Origin of the sequence: Bradyrhizobium sp. ma5 (assembly GCF_042258955.1) — a bacterium.
Taxonomy (GTDB): Bacteria; Pseudomonadota; Alphaproteobacteria; order Rhizobiales; family Xanthobacteraceae; genus Bradyrhizobium.
On the sequence record NZ_CP170156.1, the window covers coordinates 7,106,710 to 7,124,331 of the forward strand.

The 17,622-nt window shown below is 64.9% G+C and carries 17 protein-coding genes; 3 read left to right on the top strand and 14 right to left on the bottom strand.

Annotated elements, in window-relative coordinates; translation table 11 throughout:
• The first annotated feature begins 47 nt into the window (after positions 1 to 47).
• Positions 48 to 1,151 carry an alkene reductase gene (locus tag ACE103_RS33545; protein WP_375781236.1) on the top strand — a complete coding sequence of 368 codons (1,104 nt, stop codon included), beginning with the start codon at positions 48 to 50 and terminating at the stop codon, positions 1,149 to 1,151.
• 173 nt (positions 1,152 to 1,324) lie between these two features.
• On the opposite strand, the gene ACE103_RS33550 is transcribed toward ACE103_RS33545, so the two are convergent.
• The gene (locus tag ACE103_RS33550; protein ID WP_375776510.1) at positions 1,325 to 1,798 is read right to left on the bottom strand and encodes a MarR family winged helix-turn-helix transcriptional regulator; all 474 of its coding nucleotides are present in this window, start codon (positions 1,796 to 1,798) and stop codon (positions 1,325 to 1,327) included.
• 73 nt (positions 1,799 to 1,871) lie between these two features.
• On the opposite strand from ACE103_RS33550, the gene ACE103_RS33555 reads away from it, so the two are divergent.
• Together ACE103_RS33555 and ACE103_RS33560 are read left to right on the top strand one after the other, a co-directional pair.
• Entirely contained in the window at positions 1,872 to 3,041 is a 1,170-nt protein-coding gene (locus tag ACE103_RS33555; RefSeq protein ID WP_375776511.1) for an FAD-dependent oxidoreductase, read from the top strand.
• A 73-nt stretch (positions 3,042 to 3,114) separates the two neighbouring features.
• On the top strand, positions 3,115 to 3,927 hold the full coding sequence (locus ACE103_RS33560; protein ID WP_375776512.1) for a tetratricopeptide repeat protein: 813 nt from the start codon (positions 3,115 to 3,117) through the stop codon (positions 3,925 to 3,927).
• Here the strand turns inward: ACE103_RS33560 and ACE103_RS33565 are convergent.
• The 13 genes from ACE103_RS33565 to ACE103_RS33625 all read right to left on the bottom strand — a co-directional run bounded on the left by ACE103_RS33565 (position 3,916) and on the right by ACE103_RS33625 (position 17,622).
• Positions 3,916 to 4,626 (bottom strand): hypothetical protein, encoded by a 711-nt coding sequence (locus ACE103_RS33565; RefSeq protein WP_375776513.1) that lies wholly within the window; start codon positions 4,624 to 4,626, stop codon positions 3,916 to 3,918. The genes ACE103_RS33560 and ACE103_RS33565 overlap by 12 nt on opposite strands.
• Before the next feature lie 173 nt (positions 4,627 to 4,799).
• A complete protein-coding gene (locus tag ACE103_RS33570) occupies positions 4,800 to 6,542 on the bottom strand; it encodes an ABC transporter substrate-binding protein (protein ID WP_212316430.1) in 1,743 nt (580 codons plus the stop codon).
• A gap of 108 nt (positions 6,543 to 6,650) precedes the next feature.
• A complete protein-coding gene (locus tag ACE103_RS33575) occupies positions 6,651 to 6,977 on the bottom strand; it encodes a DUF2160 domain-containing protein (RefSeq protein ID WP_097672938.1) in 327 nt (108 codons plus the stop codon).
• Between the two features lie 9 nt (positions 6,978 to 6,986).
• Entirely contained in the window at positions 6,987 to 7,793 is an 807-nt protein-coding gene (locus tag ACE103_RS33580) for a carbohydrate ABC transporter permease (RefSeq protein ID WP_021075985.1), read from the bottom strand.
• Positions 7,793 to 8,695 (bottom strand): carbohydrate ABC transporter permease, encoded by a 903-nt coding sequence (locus tag ACE103_RS33585; protein WP_223969462.1) that lies wholly within the window; start codon positions 8,693 to 8,695, stop codon positions 7,793 to 7,795. Before ACE103_RS33585 ends, ACE103_RS33580 begins: the two co-directional genes overlap by 1 nt.
• Positions 8,695 to 9,780: an ABC transporter ATP-binding protein gene (locus ACE103_RS33590; RefSeq protein ID WP_375776514.1), complete on the bottom strand. Its 1,086-nt coding sequence runs from the start codon at positions 9,778 to 9,780 to the stop codon at positions 8,695 to 8,697. The genes ACE103_RS33585 and ACE103_RS33590 overlap by 1 nt, the downstream gene beginning before the upstream one ends.
• 12 nt (positions 9,781 to 9,792) lie before the next feature.
• Entirely contained in the window at positions 9,793 to 10,932 is a 1,140-nt protein-coding gene (locus tag ACE103_RS33595; protein WP_223969464.1) for an ABC transporter ATP-binding protein, read from the bottom strand.
• Complete coding sequence (gene glpD / locus ACE103_RS33600; RefSeq protein ID WP_375776515.1) at positions 10,929 to 12,473, bottom strand: glycerol-3-phosphate dehydrogenase; 1,545 nt, start codon at positions 12,471 to 12,473, stop codon at positions 10,929 to 10,931. Before glpD ends, ACE103_RS33595 begins: the two co-directional genes overlap by 4 nt.
• Before the next feature lie 514 nt (positions 12,474 to 12,987).
• Entirely contained in the window at positions 12,988 to 13,818 is an 831-nt protein-coding gene (locus ACE103_RS33605; RefSeq protein WP_163161530.1) for a DeoR/GlpR family DNA-binding transcription regulator, read from the bottom strand.
• Between the two features lie 127 nt (positions 13,819 to 13,945).
• On the bottom strand, positions 13,946 to 14,641 hold the full coding sequence (locus ACE103_RS33610; protein WP_375776516.1) for an HAD family hydrolase: 696 nt from the start codon (positions 14,639 to 14,641) through the stop codon (positions 13,946 to 13,948).
• 82 nt (positions 14,642 to 14,723) lie between these two features.
• A complete protein-coding gene (locus ACE103_RS33615) occupies positions 14,724 to 14,918 on the bottom strand; it encodes a hypothetical protein (protein ID WP_375776517.1) in 195 nt (64 codons plus the stop codon).
• Between the two features lie 164 nt (positions 14,919 to 15,082).
• The gene (locus tag ACE103_RS33620; protein ID WP_097673013.1) at positions 15,083 to 15,436 is read right to left on the bottom strand and encodes an acyl-CoA thioesterase; all 354 of its coding nucleotides are present in this window, start codon (positions 15,434 to 15,436) and stop codon (positions 15,083 to 15,085) included.
• A gap of 89 nt (positions 15,437 to 15,525) precedes the next feature.
• Positions 15,526 to 17,622, bottom strand: a complete 2,097-nt coding sequence (locus tag ACE103_RS33625; RefSeq protein WP_375776518.1) for a 3-hydroxyacyl-CoA dehydrogenase NAD-binding domain-containing protein — start codon at positions 17,620 to 17,622, stop codon at positions 15,526 to 15,528.

The window sequence follows — 17,622 nt, forward strand, 5'->3', positions numbered from 1 at the left end:
CAATGCACAAATCTCTTCTCATCGATCATTGTCTGGAACTGTTTCACATGAGCCAACCGACCAAACTTCTCGAGCCCTACAAGCTTGGCCCGCTGACGCTGCCGAACCGCTTCGTCATGGCGCCGCTGACGCGCAACCGCGCGGTGCCGCCCGGCATGGTGCCAAGCCCGCTCGCGGTGGACTATTACGGCCAGCGCGCCTCCGCCGGCCTTCTGGTCACCGAAGCGAGCCAGGTCTCGCAGCAGGGCCAGGGCTATCAGGACACGCCCGGCATCTATTCGAAGGAGCAGGTCGCGGCCTGGCGCAAGGTCACCGATCGCGTGCATGAGCGCGGCGGCCACATCTTCATCCAGCTCTGGCATGTCGGCCGTATCTCGCATACCTCGTTGCAGCCGAATGGCGACGCGCCGGTGGCGCCGAGCGCGATCCGCGCCAAGACCAAGACCTTCGTGAACGGCACCTTCGCCGACGTGTCCGAACCGCGCGCGCTCGAACTGTCGGAAATCCCCGGGATCATCGAGGACTTCAAGCGCGGCACCGCGAATGCGCTGGCGGCCGGTTTCGACGGCGTCGAGATCCATGGCGCCAACGGCTATCTGCTCGACCAGTTCGCCAGGGACAGCTCCAACAAGCGCACCGACGCCTATGGCGGTTCGATCGAGAAACGCGCTCAGCTGATGCTGGAGGTCTCCAAGGTCGTCGCCAAGGAGGCCGGCGCCGATCGCACCGGCATCCGCATCTCGCCGGTGACGCCGGCCAACGATGTCTCCGACAGCAATCCGCAGCCGCTGTTCGACTACATCGTCGACCAGCTCAATGCGCTGAAGCTGACCTATATCCACGTCATCGAGGGCGCAACCGGCGGCCCGCGCGACAACGCGCCGTTCGACTACGCCTCGCTGCGCAAGCGCTTCAAGCAGGCCTATGTCGCCAACAACGGCTACGACTTCGCGCTGGCGGAGAAGGTGCTGGAGGCCGGCGCCGCCGACCTGATCGCGTTCGGAAAGCCGTTCATCTCGAACCCCGACCTGGTCGAGCGGCTCAAGGCCGGCGCTCCGCTCAACGACTGGGACAAGGCGACCTTCTACGGCGGTGGCGCCAAGGGCTACACCGACTATCCCACGCTGAAGGCGACCGAAGCGGCGGAGTGACGCGATCCGCTTTCTCAGCATCGTCATTGCGAGCGGAGCGAAGCAATCCATAGAGCCGCATACGTAGAAGCATGGATTGCTTCGTCGCTATCGCTCCTCGCAATGACGGAAGACAACAAGGCCGGGATCGCTCCCGGCCTTTATTCGTCATGCCTCCGCGCTCTCGGGGATTTCTACGCCTCGGCAGCCTGGCCGCTCTCCACCTCCTCCGCGACCATGCGGTCGAGGTTTCGATTGAGCCGCCGCAGCAGGTCGAGCAGGGTTGCGGTTTCGGCCGTGCTGAAGCCCGCGAGCGCCTGGTCCTGATCGCGGTGCAACGCCCTGCGCGCGGCCGGCAGTTTGGCCTTGGCCGCCTTGGTCAGTGACACAAGCTGGCTGCGGCCGTCGCCCGGCATCGGCGTCCGCTGCACCAGGCCATCGCGCTCCATCCGCGCCAATATCTGCGCCATCGACGGCTGCTCGACCTTGGCGGCGCGGGCGAGATCGCGCTGTGACATCGCCTTGCCGTCGCGCAGCAGATAGATCACCGGCAATTGCCCAATGCTGAAGCCGTGCGGCTTCACGCGCCGCTCGCCGAGCCTGAGGAAGCTGCGCGAGGCCATGTTGACCAGCGGCGCCGGACGATCGAACAGGTCCCAGTCGGTCACGATCCCACCATTTACATAGGCCCCTATTTATACTAGATAGGTGCCTATGTATCCTGTTGTGAGCGTGGTGTCCATGAGTTCAAATCCCATTCGCATTGCTATCGTCGGCGCGGGCCCCGGCGGCCTGACGCTCGCTCGCCTGCTGCATGTTGCCGGGATCAAGACCAGCCTGTTCGAACGCGAAAGTTCGGCAACCGAGCGTCCGCAGGGCGGAACGCTCGACCTGCACGCCGAGAGCGGCCAGCTCGCGCTGGCGCGCGCCGGGCTCACCGACGGCTTCCTGCGTATCGCACGTTACGAGGATCAGGGCAGCCGGCTCTACGCCAGCGACGGCCGGCTGCTGCTCGCGGACGACGACATGACCGGCGACCGTCCGGAGGTCGACCGCACGGCGCTGCGCGACCTGCTCCTGCAATCGCTGCCGCCGGATGCCATAGCCTGGGGCCGCGGCCTGCGCGAGGTCGTGCCACGGGAGGACGGCCAGTACGATCTCGTCTTCGACGGTGCGCGTGAAGGGCCGTTCGATCTCGTGGTCGGCGCCGACGGCGCTTGGTCCCGGGTGCGGCCGCTGGTGTCGCGCTATCAGCCGCAATACAGCGGGCTGACCTTCATCGAGTTCGGCATCGACGATGTCGACACGAAGTACCCTGCTTTGTCGGAGCTGGTCGGCCGCGGCAAGATGGGCGCAGAGAGCGCCGGCCGCAGCCTGATGGTCCTGCGCAACGGCAACGCCCATCTGCGCGGCTACGCAATCTTCCGCGTGCCCGTCGAATGGGCCGAGCGGCGGTTCGACGTCACCTCGCCATCCGCGATGCGTCACGCGCTGCTCGGCGAATTCGCCGGATGGGCCGATGCCCTGCTCGACCTGCTCCGCGCCAGCAATGATCAGTTCGCTCTGCGGCCGATCCACGCGCTGCCCGTCGGACATCATTGGACCAACCGCCCAGGCATCACCCTGCTCGGCGATGCCGCGCATCTGATGTCGCCGTTCGGTGGCGAAGGCGTCAACGCCGCGATGCTGGATGCGGTGGAGTTGGCGGCGCATCTGGTAGGATCAAAGGATTGGCGCGAGGCCGTTCGCGCCTACGAGGCCAGGATGTTCGTGCGCGTCGCCCAGCCCGCGAGCGAGGCTGCCGAAGCCGCCGCGACCGAGCTGTCGCATATCAGCCAGGAGCTGACGCTGGTGCACCACCAGGCGTTCATGCAGATGCGTGCCGCAGCCGACGAATCCGCGACGCGGTAAGCGCTGGTCATGGCCTCCGGCGCCGCATAGCATGGACCGCATCGAGCAAGCCTGAACACGGTCGCGCACGGGAATGAGCAAGGACAACGCCGAGGATATCGTTCGACGCGCCACCGTCGCGTTCAATGGCGGCCGGCATGGCGAGGCGATCGAGCTCTGCGAGCGCGGCCTTGCGCGCCAGCCCGGCGAACCGATGCTCAGTCATCTGCTCGCTGCCGTGCTGTTCGCCAAAGGCGACATCGTACCGGCCCGCCGGCATGTCGAGACCAGCCTGGCGCGGCGCCCCGACAATGCCGCGGCGCGGCTGCTCGCGGCGCGCCTCGCCCGCAGCGGCGGCGAATTCGATGCGGCGCTGGCGCATCTCGACCGCGCCATCGCGCTTAAGCCGCAACGCGAGGCCTTCGTCGAGAAGGCACGTACGCTTGAGCTGGCCGGCCGCAAGGCGCAGGCCCGCGAGGCCTGGGAGGCGATCCTCAAGGCTATCCCCGAGCATCAGGAAGCCAATGCAAGGCTCGGCCGGCTGGCCTGGGAGGCTGGTAACCTTGGCGGTGCGGTGAGCCTGCTCGAGCGCGCCGCTGCGAGCGCAGCGCCGGCCTCGGTGTGGTTCGATCTCGGCGTCGCAAGGCAGGATCTGCGCGACCATGACGGCGCCGCACGCGCCTATCGCAAGGCGATCGAGATCAAGCCGGATTACGCCGAAGCAGCACTCAACCTGGGGATCACGCTGCAGGAGAGCGGCGAGCCCGATGCCGCGATGCGGGCTTTCGCGCGCGCCTATGCCTTGCGTCCGCAGCTGTTCGGATCGATCGCGATGGCGCTGACCTCGGCCCCGCACGGCCGGCTGTGGCTCGATGAGCGCGCGCTGCGTGCGGCCTTAGGTGACTAGCCGGCCGCGCTTGGCGCGGAAATGCTTGCGGTAGACGTTGGGCGCAGCCAGCACCTCGCCGACGACCTTGGAATAGGCTTCACGATGCGCATCGTCGAAGACCTCGAACACCAGTTCGGGCGTCGCGCGCGGCACGGCGAAGCATTGCACGACCGGCGTCCCCTTCGGCAATACGCCCTCGAAATCCGGTTGGATCCAGACCGCCGGGAAATTGATGCCGCCATCGTGAAACCGATCGGCGTCGACCAGCCCCGAGATCACCCGGAACGGCAGGTCGTCGCGATTGACCGGATGCGTCGCGAACAGCGACCAGCCCGGCTCGAGCTCGATGGTCCAGAAGCTGTTGAATTTCAGCGCAGCCTGCCCGTTGGCAAACGGCGCGCCGGCGAATTGCGCGACGGGATGGAAGCTGAGCGGTGCACGCGGATGGCCCTGCGTTGCGGGCTCCGGAATGTCCCAGTCCCAGGCGAAGGCGCCATGCTCGACCCTGACATCGCAGGGCAGCGGAATCATGACCCCGTGGGCCATCGCATCGACAAAGGGCGGGCATTGCTTGACCGTGCGGATCTCGCGGTCGTGGATGTCGGAGTGCGCCTTCGCCGGCATCTCGCGCAGCCAATCGGGCAACGCAGTGCGGGCCGGATATGGTCGCGGCAGATGATCGGCAAGCCGCGGATCGCAACGAAAAGTCATGCGCATGACGAAACTCCCCGATCATGATGCGATGACAACAAGACGCATGATGACCTCATCGCGACATTTGAGCACAATCCTGAACCGGTCTCCACAGCCACAGATCCAGCAAAAAAGGCCGGGATTGCTCCCGGCCTTTTGCAGTTTGCGGATGGCGTGGGCTGGTACGCCTTGCCGCCCTACTTCGCTTCGGCGCGCTTCGGCGGGCTCGCCGGCCACGACTTGATCAGCGTGTCGTAGTCGATCGTTTCGCCCTTCGGCTTCTCGTTCGCGAGCTTGCGCTGCGGGGCGATGGTGCCGTCCTTCTCGGCCTTCTTGTACCAGTACTCAGCGGTTTCCTTCTTGTTCAGCTTCGGTCCGCAGGCACCCTGCACACCGGACTTCTCAAGACGCTCCATCACCGAATCCTGGGCCGCGGCGAGCGCGTCCATCGCAGCTTGCGGCGTCTTCGCACCGGACGACGCATCGCCGATGTTCTGCCACCAGAGCTGAGCGAGCTTCGGATAGTCGGGCACGTTGTTGCCGGTCGGGGTCCACTGCACGCGCGCGGGCGAGCGGTAGAACTCGATCAGGCCGCCGAGCTTCGGCGCACGCTCGGTGAACGACTTGTCCCAGATGTCGGATTCACGGATGAAGGTGAGACCGACTTGGCTCTTCTTCAGGCTCGTCGTCTTGGAGACGATGAACTGCAGGTAGAGCCAGGCCGCCTTGCGGCGATCAACCGGGGTCGACTTCAGCAGCGTGGCCGAACCCACGTCCTGGTAGCCGAGCTTCATGCCGTCCTTCCAGTACGAACCGTGCGGCGACGGAGCCATACGCCACTTCGGCGTACCGTCCGCGTTCATCACGGCGATCCCCGGCTTCACCATGTCGGCGGTGAAGGCGGTGTACCAGAAGATCTGCTGGGCGATGTTGCCCTGCGACGGCACCGGGCCCGACTCGGAGAAGGTCATGCCCTGCGCTTGCGGCGGAGCATACTTCTTCATCCAGTCGAGATACTTGACGATCGAGTAGACCGACGCCGGGCCGTTGACGTCGCCGCCACGCTCGACCGACGAGCCGACCGGACGGCAGCCTTCCATGCGGATGCCCCATTCGTCGACCGGCAGGCCGTTCGGGAGGCCCTTGTCGCCGTTGCCGGCCATCGACAGCCAGGCGTCGGTGAAACGCCAGCCGAGCGAGGGGTCCTTCTTGCCATAGTCCATATGGCCGTAGACCTTGACGCCGTTGATCTCCTTGACGTCGTTGGTGAAGAACTCGGCGATATCCTCATAGGCCGACCAGTTCACCGGCACGCCGAGATCGTAGCCGTACTTGGCCTTGAACTTGGCCTTGTATTCCGGGTTGGTGAACCAGTCGTAGCGGAACCAATAGAGGTTCGCGAACTGCTGGTCGGGCAGCTGGTAGAGGTGGCCGTTCGGTGCCGTCGTGAACGACTTGCCGATGAAGTCGTCGATGTCGAGCATCGGATCGGTGACGTCCTTGGCTTCGCCCTTCATCCAATCGGTCAGGTCGACGGCCTGGCCGTAACGGAAGTGGGTGCCGATGAAGTCGGAGTCGTTGATCCAGCCGTCATAGACGTTCTTGCCGGACTGCATCTGGGTCTGGATCTTCTCGACGACGTCACCTTCCTGGATGATGTCGTGCTTGACCTTGATGCCGGTGATCTCCTCGAACGCCTTGGCAAGCGTGCGGGATTCATATTCGTGCACCGTCAGGGTCTCGGAGACGACGTTGATCTCCATGCCCTTGAAGGGGGCAGCGGCCTTGATGAACCACTGCATCTCCTTCATCTGGTCGTCCTTGGAGAGGGTCGACGGCTGGAATTCGCTGTCGATCCACTTCTTGGCGGCCGCCTCGTCGGCGCGGGCCGGCGCGACAAGAGTGACCGATGCTGCGACGAGCGCGACCGCGCTGGTCATCGTCAAAAGCTTATCTCTAGTCATTGGTAAATGTCGCATTAGATTCCTCCGGTTGCAGCGACTAAATCAGGCCCGGGTAGACCCCGGATCTGCTCTTTTTCGCGTTCTTCAGACGGTGCGAAAGATCACCACGGCTGAAAGAAGCGAAATTACCGTTCCGAGCCACAGGCTCGAAATCTCGACGCCCTCCCCGATCGGCAGGGTGAAAATCGGATCGGTGCCGACGAGGCCAATCCACAGCAAATGGATCACCGCCGCCAGCACCAGCGAGACGAACAGACGATCGCCGCGCGTGGTCGGAATGCGCAGCACGCCGACCCGCTCGGCTTCCGGATAGGCGATCGCGAGCCAGGTCATCATCCCGAGTGTAGAGGCAAGCAGCACGAAGAAGACCGCGGTGGGCCAGGTCCATGCCATCCATGCGATGCTGTCCATGAGCGCCTCCTAGACCCGGCCGAGCGCGAAGCCGCGCGCGATGTAATTGCGGACGAACCAGATCACGAGTGCTCCGGGGATGATGGTGAGCACGCCGGCCGCGGCAAGCAGACCCCAATCCATACCGGCAGCCGAAACCGTGCGCGTCATGATCGCGGCGATCGGCTTGGCCTGCACCGAGGTCAGCGTGCGCGCCAGCAGCAGTTCGACCCAAGAGAACATGAAGCAGAAGAACGCGGCGACGCCGATGCCGCTCGCGATCAGCGGCACCAGGATCTTGATGAAGAAGCGCGGGAACGAATAGCCGTCGAGGAACGCAGTCTCGTCGATCTCGCGCGGCACGCCGGAGACGAAGCCTTCGAGGATCCACACCGCCAGCGGCACGTTGAAGATGCAGTGCGCGAGCGCAACCGCCCACGGCGTATCGAACAGGCCGATCGCCGAATACAGGTTGAAGAACGGCAGCGCGTAGACCGCCGCCGGCGCCATACGGTTGGACAATAGCCAGAAGAACAGGTGCTTGTCGCCGAGGAAGCGGTAGCGCGAGAACGCATAGGCGGCCGGCAGCGCCACCGCGATCGAGATCACGGTGTTGATGACGACATATTCCAGCGAGTTGATGTAGCCGGAATACCAGCTCTCGTCGGTGAAGATGCGCCGGTAGTGCTGCAGCGTCGGCGTATGCGGCCACAGCGTCATCGTCGAGACGATCTCGGCGTTGGTCTTAAAGCTCATGTTGACGAGCCAGTAGATCGGCAACAGCAGGAAGATCAGGAACAGCGCCATGATCAGGCGGCGGCCGGGAATCGAATGCATCACGCCGCTCCTTGCTTGACCGGGCGCTCGGAGCCGGCATTGGTCATCACGGTGTAGAACACCCAGCACACGATCAGGATGATCAGATTGTAGACCAGCGACAGCGCCGCGGCCTTGCCGAGGTCGAACTGGCCGAGCGCGATCTTGACGAGCTCGATCGAGACGAAGGTCGTCGAGTTGCCGGGACCACCGCCGGTGACCACGAACGGCTCGGTATAGATCATGAACGAGTCCATGAAGCGCAGCAGCACCGCGATCAGCAGCACGCGGTTCATCTTCGGCAGCTGGATCGCCTTGAACACCGCCCAGCGCGAGGCGCCATCGATCTGCGCCGCCTGGTAATAGGCGTCGGGGATCGACTTCAGGCCGGCGTAACAGAGCAGCGCGACCAGGCTGGTCCAGTGCCAGACGTCCATCACGATGACCGTGACCCAGGCGTCGACCTCATTGGAGACGTAATTGTAGTTGAGGCCGAGGTGGTTCAGCACATAGCCGAGCAGGCCGATATCCGGGCGGCCGAAGATCTGCCAGATGGTGCCGACCACGTTCCACGGAATCAACAGCGGCAGCGCGAGGATGACGAGGCAGGCCGCGACGCTCCAGCCCTCGCGCGGCATCGACAGCGCGACGACGATGCCGAGCGGCACCTCGATCGCAAGGATCACGGCGGAGAAGAACAGGTTGCGGCCGAGCGACGCCAGGAAGCGGCCGCCGAGATCGGTCGAGGGATCGAGCAGTTCCTTGAACCAGCCGACGCCGTTCCAGAAGAACTGGTTGTTGCCGAAGGTGTCCTGCATCGAATAGTTCACGACCGTCATCAGCGGCAGCACCGCCGAGAACGCCACCACCAGGAACACCGGCAGCACCAGGAACCAGGCTTTTTGGTTGATGGTCTTGTCCATCAGACGACCCCTTCGACCAAATGGCTGTCGGCATAGACGTGGACGTTGGCGGGATTGAAGATCAGGCCGGCGGTATCGCCGGAGATCGAGAAGCCCGGCGGCACGCGCGCCGCGAGTTTGGTGTTGCCGACGCGGACGCGGGCGAACTGGATGCGGCCGAGATCGTCAATCCGCTCGATGGTGGCCGACAGCAGCCCCGACGCGGGCGCCGCGACATCGACAAATTCAGGCCGCACGCCGATCTCGATCTTCTTGCCGGCCGGCAGCACACCATAGTTTCGATGCAGGCCGATGACATGACCGTCGATCCGCGCCTCGTGGCCCGAGACCTCGGCAGGCACGATGTTCATGCCCGGCGAGCCGATGAAATAACCGACGAAGGTGTGCGCCGGCTTGTCGAACAGTTCGGCCGGCGTGCCGCTCTGGACCACGCGGCCGTCGTGCATGACGACGACGGTATCGGCAAAGGTCAGCGCCTCGGTCTGGTCATGGGTGACGTAGATCATCGTGAGGTCGAGCTCGCGATGCAGCGCCTTCAGTTTCGAGCGCAGCTGCCATTTCAACTCGGGATCGATTACCGTCAGCGGTTCGTCGAACAGCACGGCGGCGACGTCGGAGCGAACGAGGCCGCGCCCGAGCGAGATCTTCTGCTTGGCGTCAGCGGTGAGCCGCGTCGCCTTGCGGTTGAGGTATGGCGTGAGGTCAAGCAAATCGGCGATCTGCCTGACCCGTGCATCGACCTCGGCCTTGGCGACGCCACGGTTCTTCAGCGGGAAGGCCAGGTTCTGGCCGACCGTCATGGTGTCGTAGATGACAGGAAACTGGAACACCTGCGCGATGTTGCGCTTCTGGGTCGACAGCGGCGTGATGTCCTGGCCGTCGAACAGGATCTTGCCGCGCGACGGCGTCACGATGCCGGAAATCAGGTTGAGCAGCGTGGTCTTGCCGCAGCCGGAGGGCCCGAGCAGCGCATAGGCGCCGCCCTGCCGCCAGGTCATCGTCACCGGCTTCAGCGCAAAGGATTCCAGCGGGGCGTCGTTGCCGCTGTAGGATTGCGCGAGATCGACGAGGTCAATGCGAGCCATCGGGCATCTCCCTCAATTGCTCTTGCGGGCTGACGCGCTTGCTGCAAGCGAACTGCCATACAGCTCGCTTGCGAACGCGGTCGCGGGCGACGCGACCAGGCGGTCAGCGGCGTCAAACACAAAGATGTTTTCGGGATCGATCGCGGCTTCGAGCACCTGCCCGGGTTCATATTCGTGCACGCCGTGCAGCACTGCGACCCAGTTCGAACCATGGACATGAACGTGCACGAAGCTCTCCGACCCGGTGATCTCGGTCACCGTCACGGTGGCGGAGAATTTGTGGCGGCCGGGCACGACGCTCCCGACCTCGAGCTGATGCGCACGGAAGCCGATCTTGTAAGTGCCGTCAGGCAGATTGGCGTACAGCCCGGCCGCGGGCGCCTGCTCGCCGCCGGCATAGATCACCCGGTCGCCCTTCTTCTCGATGCCGATGATATTGAGCGGCGGATCGGAGAACACCTGCGCGACCCGCAGCGTGTCGGGATGGCGGTAGACCTTCGGCGTCGCGCCGGTCTGCAGCGCCTGGCCTTCCCACATGCACACCGTGTCGCCGCCGAGCAGCAGCGCTTCCGACGGTTCGGTGGTGGCATAGACGAAGATCGCACCCGATGCCTCGAAGATCCGCGGCAGCTCGGCACGCAGCTCCTCGCGCAGCTTGTAGTCGAGATTGGCGAGCGGCTCGTCGAGCAGCACGAGGTCGGCGCCCTTGACCAGCGCGCGCGCAATCGCGGTGCGCTGCTGCTGGCCGCCGGAGAGCTGCAGCGGCGTGCGCTTCAGATAGGGCTCGAGCCGCAACAGGCTGGCCGCCTCGGCCACCCGCTGCTCGATCTCGGCCTTCGGCTTGCCCTGCACCCGCAGCGGCGAGGCGATGTTCTCGTAGACCGTCAGCGAGGGATAGTTGATGAACTGCTGATACACCATCGCCACCGAGCGTTGCCGCACGTCGGCGCCGGTGACGTCCTTGCCGTCGACCAGCACGCGGCCAGTGGTCGGCTTGTCGAGGCCGGCGAGCAGCCGCATGATCGAGGTCTTGCCCGACAGCGTCGGCCCGAGCAGCACGCTGAGCGTGCCACGCTCCAGCGTCAGCGAAACATCGCGGATGGTCTGGATGCCATCCACGGTTCGCGTGACGTTCTGCAGTGTAACGCTCATGCCCGTCCTCCCGCTTCGCGGAGGGGACGTTCACCGGACACGCGGTTGGCGACCATCCACTCGTCGAGCGCGGCGATTTCACCCGCCGTCATCCGCAAGCCCAGCTTGGATCGTCGCCAGACGACATCTTCCGCGGTCCGCGCCCATTCGTTCGCCATCAGGTACCGGACTTCACTCTCCGTCAAGGTGGCGCCGAAGGAGCGGCCGAGATCATCAGCGGTTGCTGCATTGCCCAGGACCTTGCTCGCGCGTGTGCCATAGGCGTGCGCGAGACGGTTGGCGTGGGACTGTGAGAGGAACGGATGGTTGCGAACCAGCTCGGCGCTCAGCGCCGCGACCGCGGAGACATCCATGTCGCCGCCAGGCAGTGGCGCCTTGCCGGTCCAGCCTTCCTGCGCTTTCGCACCGCGCAGATAGGGCGACAGCCGCTCCAGCGCCTCTTCGGAGAGGCGGCGATAGGTGGTGATCTTGCCGCCATAGATCGACAGCAGCGGCGCACCGCCGGGCGTATCGAGCTCGAACACGTAGTCGCGGGTCGCGGCCTTGGCTTCGCTCGCACCGTCGTCATACAGCGGACGCACGCCGGAGTAATTCCAGACCACGTCCTCGGGCTTCACCGACTTGGCAAGGTATTCGCTGGCGGAGGCGCATAGATACTCGATCTCCTCACGCGTCGCCTTCACCTTGGCCGGATCGCCGTCATAGTCGCGATCGGTGGTGCCGATCAGCGAGAAATCGTTCTGGTAGGGGATGACGAAGATGATGCGGCCGTCGGCATTCTGGAAGATGTAGGCGCGATCGTGGTCGTAGAGTTTCGGCACGACGATATGCGAGCCCTGCACCAGCCGCACCTTGGCCCGCGCGTTGACGCCGGCGCCGGTGGCCAGCACCTGCTCGACCCAGGGACCGCCGGCATTGACCAGCACGCGCGCCTTAATGGTGTCGCGGGCGCCGGTGGCGCCGTCCTCGACCGTGACGTGCCAGACGCCGTCGATCTGCCTGATCTCGACCGCGCGGGTGCGGGTGCGAATCTCGGCACCGCGATCGGCGGCATCGCGCGCAGTCAGCGCCACCAGCCGCGCGTCGTCGACGAAGCAGTCGGAATATTCGAAGCCCTTGGTGTAGCGCCCGGGGATCAGCGGCTTGCCGACCACGTCGCGAGTCAGATCGAGCGAGCGCGTCGCGGGCAACAGGTGCCGGCCGCCAATATGATCGTAGAGGAAGAGGCCGAGCCGCAGCAGCCAGGCCGGGCGCAGGCCCGCATGATGCGGCAAAACGAAACGCAGCGGACGAATGATATGCGGCGCGATCTGCCAGAGGATCTCGCGCTCGATCAGCGCCTCGCGCACCAGACGAAACTCGTAATACTCGAGATAGCGGAGACCGCCATGCACGAGCTTAGTCGACCAGGACGACGTTCCGCTGGCCAAATCGTTCATTTCACAGAGGAAAACAGAATTGCCCCGGCCCGCCGCATCGCGCGCGATGCCGCAGCCATTAACGCCGCCTCCAATGATGGCGAGGTCGTAAATTCGGTCCAAAGAACGCTTCCCCCGGGCAACCGTTTTCGCTTTGACGGTTTTACTTTCGCATTGGAGTAGATCACAACCGAAAACGAAAGCAAAGTGAAAATAGGGAACTTTTGCTGGGGATTTTTTGAGCGGATTGATCGTGGCGAGGGCAGCGGGTTTGCGAATTTATCGCCATCACGCCGAACTCTCCTTCTGAACCCGTCACCCTGAGGAGCGCGTAGCGCGTCTCGAAGGGTCGACGGCCATCAGCGGGGCCGTCGACCCTTCGAGGCTCGCTCCGCTCGGCACCTCAGGGTGACGGGGAGAGAGCTGTGCGTGCGGCTTCGTCGCGTTCAGCTGTCATGCCCCGCTTCAAGCGGGGCATCCAGTACGCCGCGGCGTCGCGGCTCAAGCGCGAACGTCTCTGGAATACTGGATCGCCCGGTCCCGTCTACGCCAAGGCTTCGACGAGGCTTTCGCTCTCAGGCGCGCCGAAGCTTTAGCGGAGGCGGCGAGCCGGGCGACGACAGCGAGAGAATGCGAACTACGCGCTGCGCAGCGTTGCGGGTGCGGCGTCGGCGCCGTTGTCGTCGATATCGACCGCCGGCTTGTCCATCGCGACGACCACCTCGATGCCGCGGCTGTGGCAGATGTTGGCGAGGCCTGCGGGCAGAGGCGAATCGGTGACGAAGGTCTGGATCTGGCTCATATGGGCAATCCGCACCGGCGCGCTGCGGCGGAGCTTAGTCGCATCCGACACCAGCATCACGTTGCGCGCGTTGGCGATGATCGCCTGCGCCACCTGCACCTCGCGATAGTCGAAGTCGAGCAGCGCGCCCTCCTCGTCGATCGCGGACGCGCCGATGATCGCGTAATCGACCTTGAACTGGCCGATCAGCTGTGTCGCGGTGGAGCCGACCACGGCACCATCGGCGCGGCGCACCGTGCCGCCGGCCACCACCACCTCGATGCGCGGATGACGGTACAGCAGCATCGCGACGTTGAGGTTGTTGGTGATGACCAAGAGGTCCTCATGCGAGGTCAGCGCGCTCGCGACCTCTTCCGTCGTGGTGCCGATGTTGATGAACAGCGAGCAGCCGTTCGGAATCCGCGCAGCCGCGGCGGCGCCGATCGCCTTCTTCTCCTCGGCGGCGACGAAGCGGCGCGCCTCATAGGCGAGGTTCTCGACGCCGGAGGCGATGATCGCGCCGCCATGGATGCGGGTCAGCGACCGCTCGTCGCAGAGATCGTTGAGGTCCTTGCGGATGGTCTGCGCCGACACCTCGAACCGCTTGGCAAGGTCCTCGACCATGACCCGGCCGAATGCGCGTGCGATATTGAGGATTTCAGTCTGGCGATGGGAGAGTCCGGCCACGGCGGCCCCCTTGAAACGGCGAGTCGCCTATGGTGCGACCGATCGGCATGGAGGTCAACGAGCAAGCATTGCCGGGGTTAAGAACTGCGCTGCAGCATTGCGGAGGCGGCACGCTCCGGCACCTTTCTCACCACCCCATCGCCGACGCGACCAGGCGGGTCAAATCCGGATCGTCGAACGCCCGCGCGCTCGCGACCGCGCCGGCCGCGAGCAGATCGGCATGACCGAGCCCGGTTCGCATCCCGATCGTCGCGATGCCCGCCGCCGTCGCGGACTGGATGCCGGAGCGAGAATCCTCGAACGCGAGCGAAGCCGAAGCCTGCGCGCCTGCAAGGCGCAGCCCCTCGAGATACGGCAATGGATGCGGCTTGCCATGCGCCAGTTCATCGCCGATCACGAGCGCCTTGAAACGGTGCGCGATGCCCAGTCCCGAGAGCAGCAGTTCGGCGTTGGGGCGCGGCGCGTTGGTCACCGCCACCATCGGCACGCCGGCGCGATCGGCTCGGTCGAGCAGCGCCATCAATCCCGGCACCGGCACGATCTGGCCGGAGACCAATTCGCGGAAGATCCGCTCCTTCTCGCCGAGGATGCTCGCGCGACGTTCAGGCGCTTCGTGGGCGAGGAAACGCTCGCCGATCGACGCGTTGGAGAAGCCTTGCAGCTCCTTGCCGAAGCGCGCGTGATCGAAGGAGTGTCCATGGGGGCCGAGCACCTGGTTGAACGCTGCCAGATGCAGCGGATCGGTGTCGGCAAGCGTGCCGTCGATGTCGAACAGCAGTGCTCTGTCTTGGGTCTGCGACGCCCGGCCTTGTGTCTGCGACATCCGAAAAACGTTTCCGTGAGTTCAGATGCATCAATACAGACTCTCGCGGCGCGCGCAAATGACGCGCCGCCGAGGTCACATGTCAAGAGGCCAGCTGCAGATCTTGCCCAGTGACGAGCCGTCGCGCGGCGCGCTCGGCCTCGCGTGCGTTGCGGAATATCTGGCCTTCGAGGGCGTGGAAGCGGTGCGAGGCGGCAAAAAACGCGTAACCACCGCTATCGCGCACCACAATACCCGCGGTCTGTGAACTCACTTCGATGACGTAGCACTCAGACATTGTCGGCCTCGGTTTGATTCCGAGCCGACAACTGCATCGCCGTCTGTTTGTTCCTCGGTTTTTTGCGACGCGAAGCGCCGCTTTTGCAATCGAGCCGCGCTCCTGTCTCAGTTTCGACGCGTTCTCCCTCGCGCCGAATCAGCAGCGCCTTCGCGCGGAAGACCTCAGGTCGAGATCGTCGCACCATCGCGCTGGATCGGCTGCGGATGGCCTTGCTCGTCGATCGAGACGTAGGTGAAATTGCCGTCGGTGACGAGGATCGACTGCTGCTCACGGCGGCGCAGCACCCAGGCTTCGAGATGCACCGTGATCGAGGTGCGGCCAACGCGCACGAGATTGGCGTGCACCGAGACGAGATCGCCGACATAGACCGCCTTGCGGAAATTCATCGCCTCGATCGCGACCGTCACGGTGCGGGACTTCGCGAGCTTGGAGGCGAACACGCCGCCGCCGACGTCCATCTGGCTGAGCAGCCAGCCGCCGAAGATGTCGCCATTGGCATTGGTGTCGGCCGGCATCGCCAGCGTGCGGATGCAGAGATCGCCCTGTGGCTCGTTGCCGCTGATCGGCGGCGCGTGAACGTGCGTTTCGGGCGCTTGGGTGTCGGTCACTTGAAGGTCTCCCAGCCTGCATCGGGTGCGAAACGATCGCCGAACTTCTGCGCCAGCGCGCGCAGCGCGGATACGACGCTGTCGACGCCGCGCGTGCGCGCGTAGTTGAGTGGACCGCCGCGGAACGGAGCATAGCCGGTGCCGAAGATCATCGCGCCGTCGACCATATCGGGGTCGTCGACGATGCCTTCGCGCAGGGCGGCGACGCAGACATTGGAGATCGGCAGCACCAGGCGGTCGATCATCTCGTCGCTCACTTTCGGTCCGGTCTCCGGCAATGGCGCTTTCGCCGCCTTGCCGTCCTTCCAAATGTAGAAGCCCTTGCCGGTCTTGCGGCCGAGTTCACCCTTGGCGACCTTCTCGCGCAGCCATGCCGGCGTCGGCGGCAGGGTATCGCCGAACTTCGAGCGCAGCATGTCGCCGACATCGAGGCAGATATCAAGGCCGACCTGGTCGGCGAGCTCGATCGGCCCCATCGGCATGCCGAACTCGACGGCGGCCGCGTCGATCAGGCGTTGATCGGTCTTCTCGTCCAGCATCATCATCGCTTCCAGCATGTAGGGCGTCAGCGCGCGGTTGACGAGGAAGCCCGGCGAGCTCTTCACCGGCAGCGGCAGACGATCGATGGCGCCGACAAAGGCGAGCGCTTCCTTGAGCATCGCGGCATCGGTGCCGTCATGGCTGACGACCTCGACGAGTTGCAGCCGCGACACCGGATTGAAGAAGTGCAGGCCGAGCAGCCGCTCCGGCCGTGCCAGCGTGGTGCGCAGATCCTGCAACGGGATGCTCGACGTATTGGTGGCGAGGATCGCGCCCTGCTTCATCTTCGGCTCGAGGCCGGCATAGACCTTCTGCTTCAGCTCGAGCTTTTCCGGCACCGCCTCGATGATCAGATCGGCGTTGCGGACGCCCTCGCCGTCCATGTCCGGGATCAGCCGGTCGAGCGCATCGCGCTGGTCGATCTTCCTGCGCATGATCTTGCCGAACAGATCCGCGGCGCGCTTCATCGCACCCGCGATCGGTTCGGCCTTCATGTCGGCCAGCGTCACGCGCATGTCCTGGTTAGCGCACCAGGCCGCGATGTCGCCGCCCATCGCGCCGGCGCCGATGACATGGACGTGCGCAACCTTGTTGCCGAGGCCTGCTGCCTTCTTCATCTGCTCGCGCAGGAAGAACACCCGAATCAGGTTCTGCGCGGTCGGCGTCACCATCAGGTTGGCAAAGGACGCCTTCTCCGTGTTGAGCATTCCCGAGCGGTTGCCGGCGTGCTTCTCCCAGAGGTCGATCAGCGCGTAGGGCGCCGGATAGTGCGCGCGCGGCGCGGCCTTCTCGGCCTCGCTGCGCATCCGTGAGGCAAGGAAGCCTCGGACCGGACCAAAATTGAGGATGGTATTGAGCACGCCGGGCTTGGCGCGCTTCAGCCGACCGAACACCGCATCCTTCACGGCGTTGCGGACGTGGCGCTCCTGCGTGACGGCGTCGACCAGACCGAGCGACTTCGCGCGCCGCGCGTCGATCGTCTTGCCGGTCAGCATCAAGGTCATCGCCTGCATCGGGTTGACTAGCTCGGTGAAGCGCACCGTGCCGCCGAGGCCAGGATGCAGGCCGAGCATCACCTCGGGAAAGCCGAACCTTGCATCGTCGATCGCGATCCGCATCTGGCAGGCCAGCGCGACCTCGAGGCCGCCGCCGAGACAGAAGCCGTGGATCACGGCGACCGATGGCACGCGCAGTGCCTCGAGCCGGTCGATCACCGCATGGGCGCGGCCGATCTCGGTCTCGACCGCGCGGGGGTCGCTGGCGCCGCGAAATTCATTGACGTCGGCACCGGCGATGAAGCCGCTTGTCTTGGCCGAGCGCACCACAAGGCCGGTGGGCCGCTGGTTCTCCAGCGCCGCGACAACGGCATCGAGCTCCTCGAGCAGATCGGCGGACAGCGTGTTGGCGCTGGTGCCGGCGCGGTCGAACAGCAGCCAGGCAATGCCGTCCTCGTCACGTGTCAGCTTGAAGTTCTTGTAGGGACTGTCGGCGGCCGGCTTCGGCCCGAGCTCCAGCACGCGGTCGGCGAGAACGTCCATGATCCGTGAATCCAT

What these genes read in the sequence shown, in the direction of transcription:
- ACE103_RS33545 (WP_375781236.1), top strand. Translation starts at nt 48, where the DNA reads ATGAGCCAACCGACCAAACTTCTCGAGCCCTACAAGCTTGGCCCGCTG.
- ACE103_RS33555 (WP_375776511.1), top strand. Translation starts at nt 1,872, where the DNA reads ATGAGTTCAAATCCCATTCGCATTGCTATCGTCGGCGCGGGCCCCGGC.
- ACE103_RS33560 (WP_375776512.1), top strand. Translation starts at nt 3,115, where the DNA reads ATGAGCAAGGACAACGCCGAGGATATCGTTCGACGCGCCACCGTCGCG.
- ACE103_RS33565 (WP_375776513.1), bottom strand. Translation starts at nt 4,626, where the DNA reads ATGCGCATGACTTTTCGTTGCGATCCGCGGCTTGCCGATCATCTGCCG.
- ACE103_RS33570 (WP_212316430.1), bottom strand. Translation starts at nt 6,542, where the DNA reads ATGACCAGCGCGGTCGCGCTCGTCGCAGCATCGGTCACTCTTGTCGCG.
- ACE103_RS33575 (WP_097672938.1), bottom strand. Translation starts at nt 6,977, where the DNA reads ATGGACAGCATCGCATGGATGGCATGGACCTGGCCCACCGCGGTCTTC.
- ACE103_RS33580 (WP_021075985.1), bottom strand. Translation starts at nt 7,793, where the DNA reads ATGCATTCGATTCCCGGCCGCCGCCTGATCATGGCGCTGTTCCTGATC.
- ACE103_RS33585 (WP_223969462.1), bottom strand. Translation starts at nt 8,695, where the DNA reads ATGGACAAGACCATCAACCAAAAAGCCTGGTTCCTGGTGCTGCCGGTG.
- ACE103_RS33590 (WP_375776514.1), bottom strand. Translation starts at nt 9,780, where the DNA reads ATGGCTCGCATTGACCTCGTCGATCTCGCGCAATCCTACAGCGGCAAC.
- ACE103_RS33595 (WP_223969464.1), bottom strand. Translation starts at nt 10,932, where the DNA reads ATGAGCGTTACACTGCAGAACGTCACGCGAACCGTGGATGGCATCCAG.
- ACE103_RS33610 (WP_375776516.1), bottom strand. Translation starts at nt 14,641, where the DNA reads ATGTCGCAGACACAAGGCCGGGCGTCGCAGACCCAAGACAGAGCACTG.
- ACE103_RS33615 (WP_375776517.1), bottom strand. Translation starts at nt 14,918, where the DNA reads ATGTCTGAGTGCTACGTCATCGAAGTGAGTTCACAGACCGCGGGTATT.
- ACE103_RS33620 (WP_097673013.1), bottom strand. Translation starts at nt 15,436, where the DNA reads ATGCCGGCCGACACCAATGCCAATGGCGACATCTTCGGCGGCTGGCTG.
- ACE103_RS33625 (WP_375776518.1), bottom strand. Translation starts at nt 17,622, where the DNA reads ATGGATTCACGGATCATGGACGTTCTCGCCGACCGCGTGCTGGAGCTC.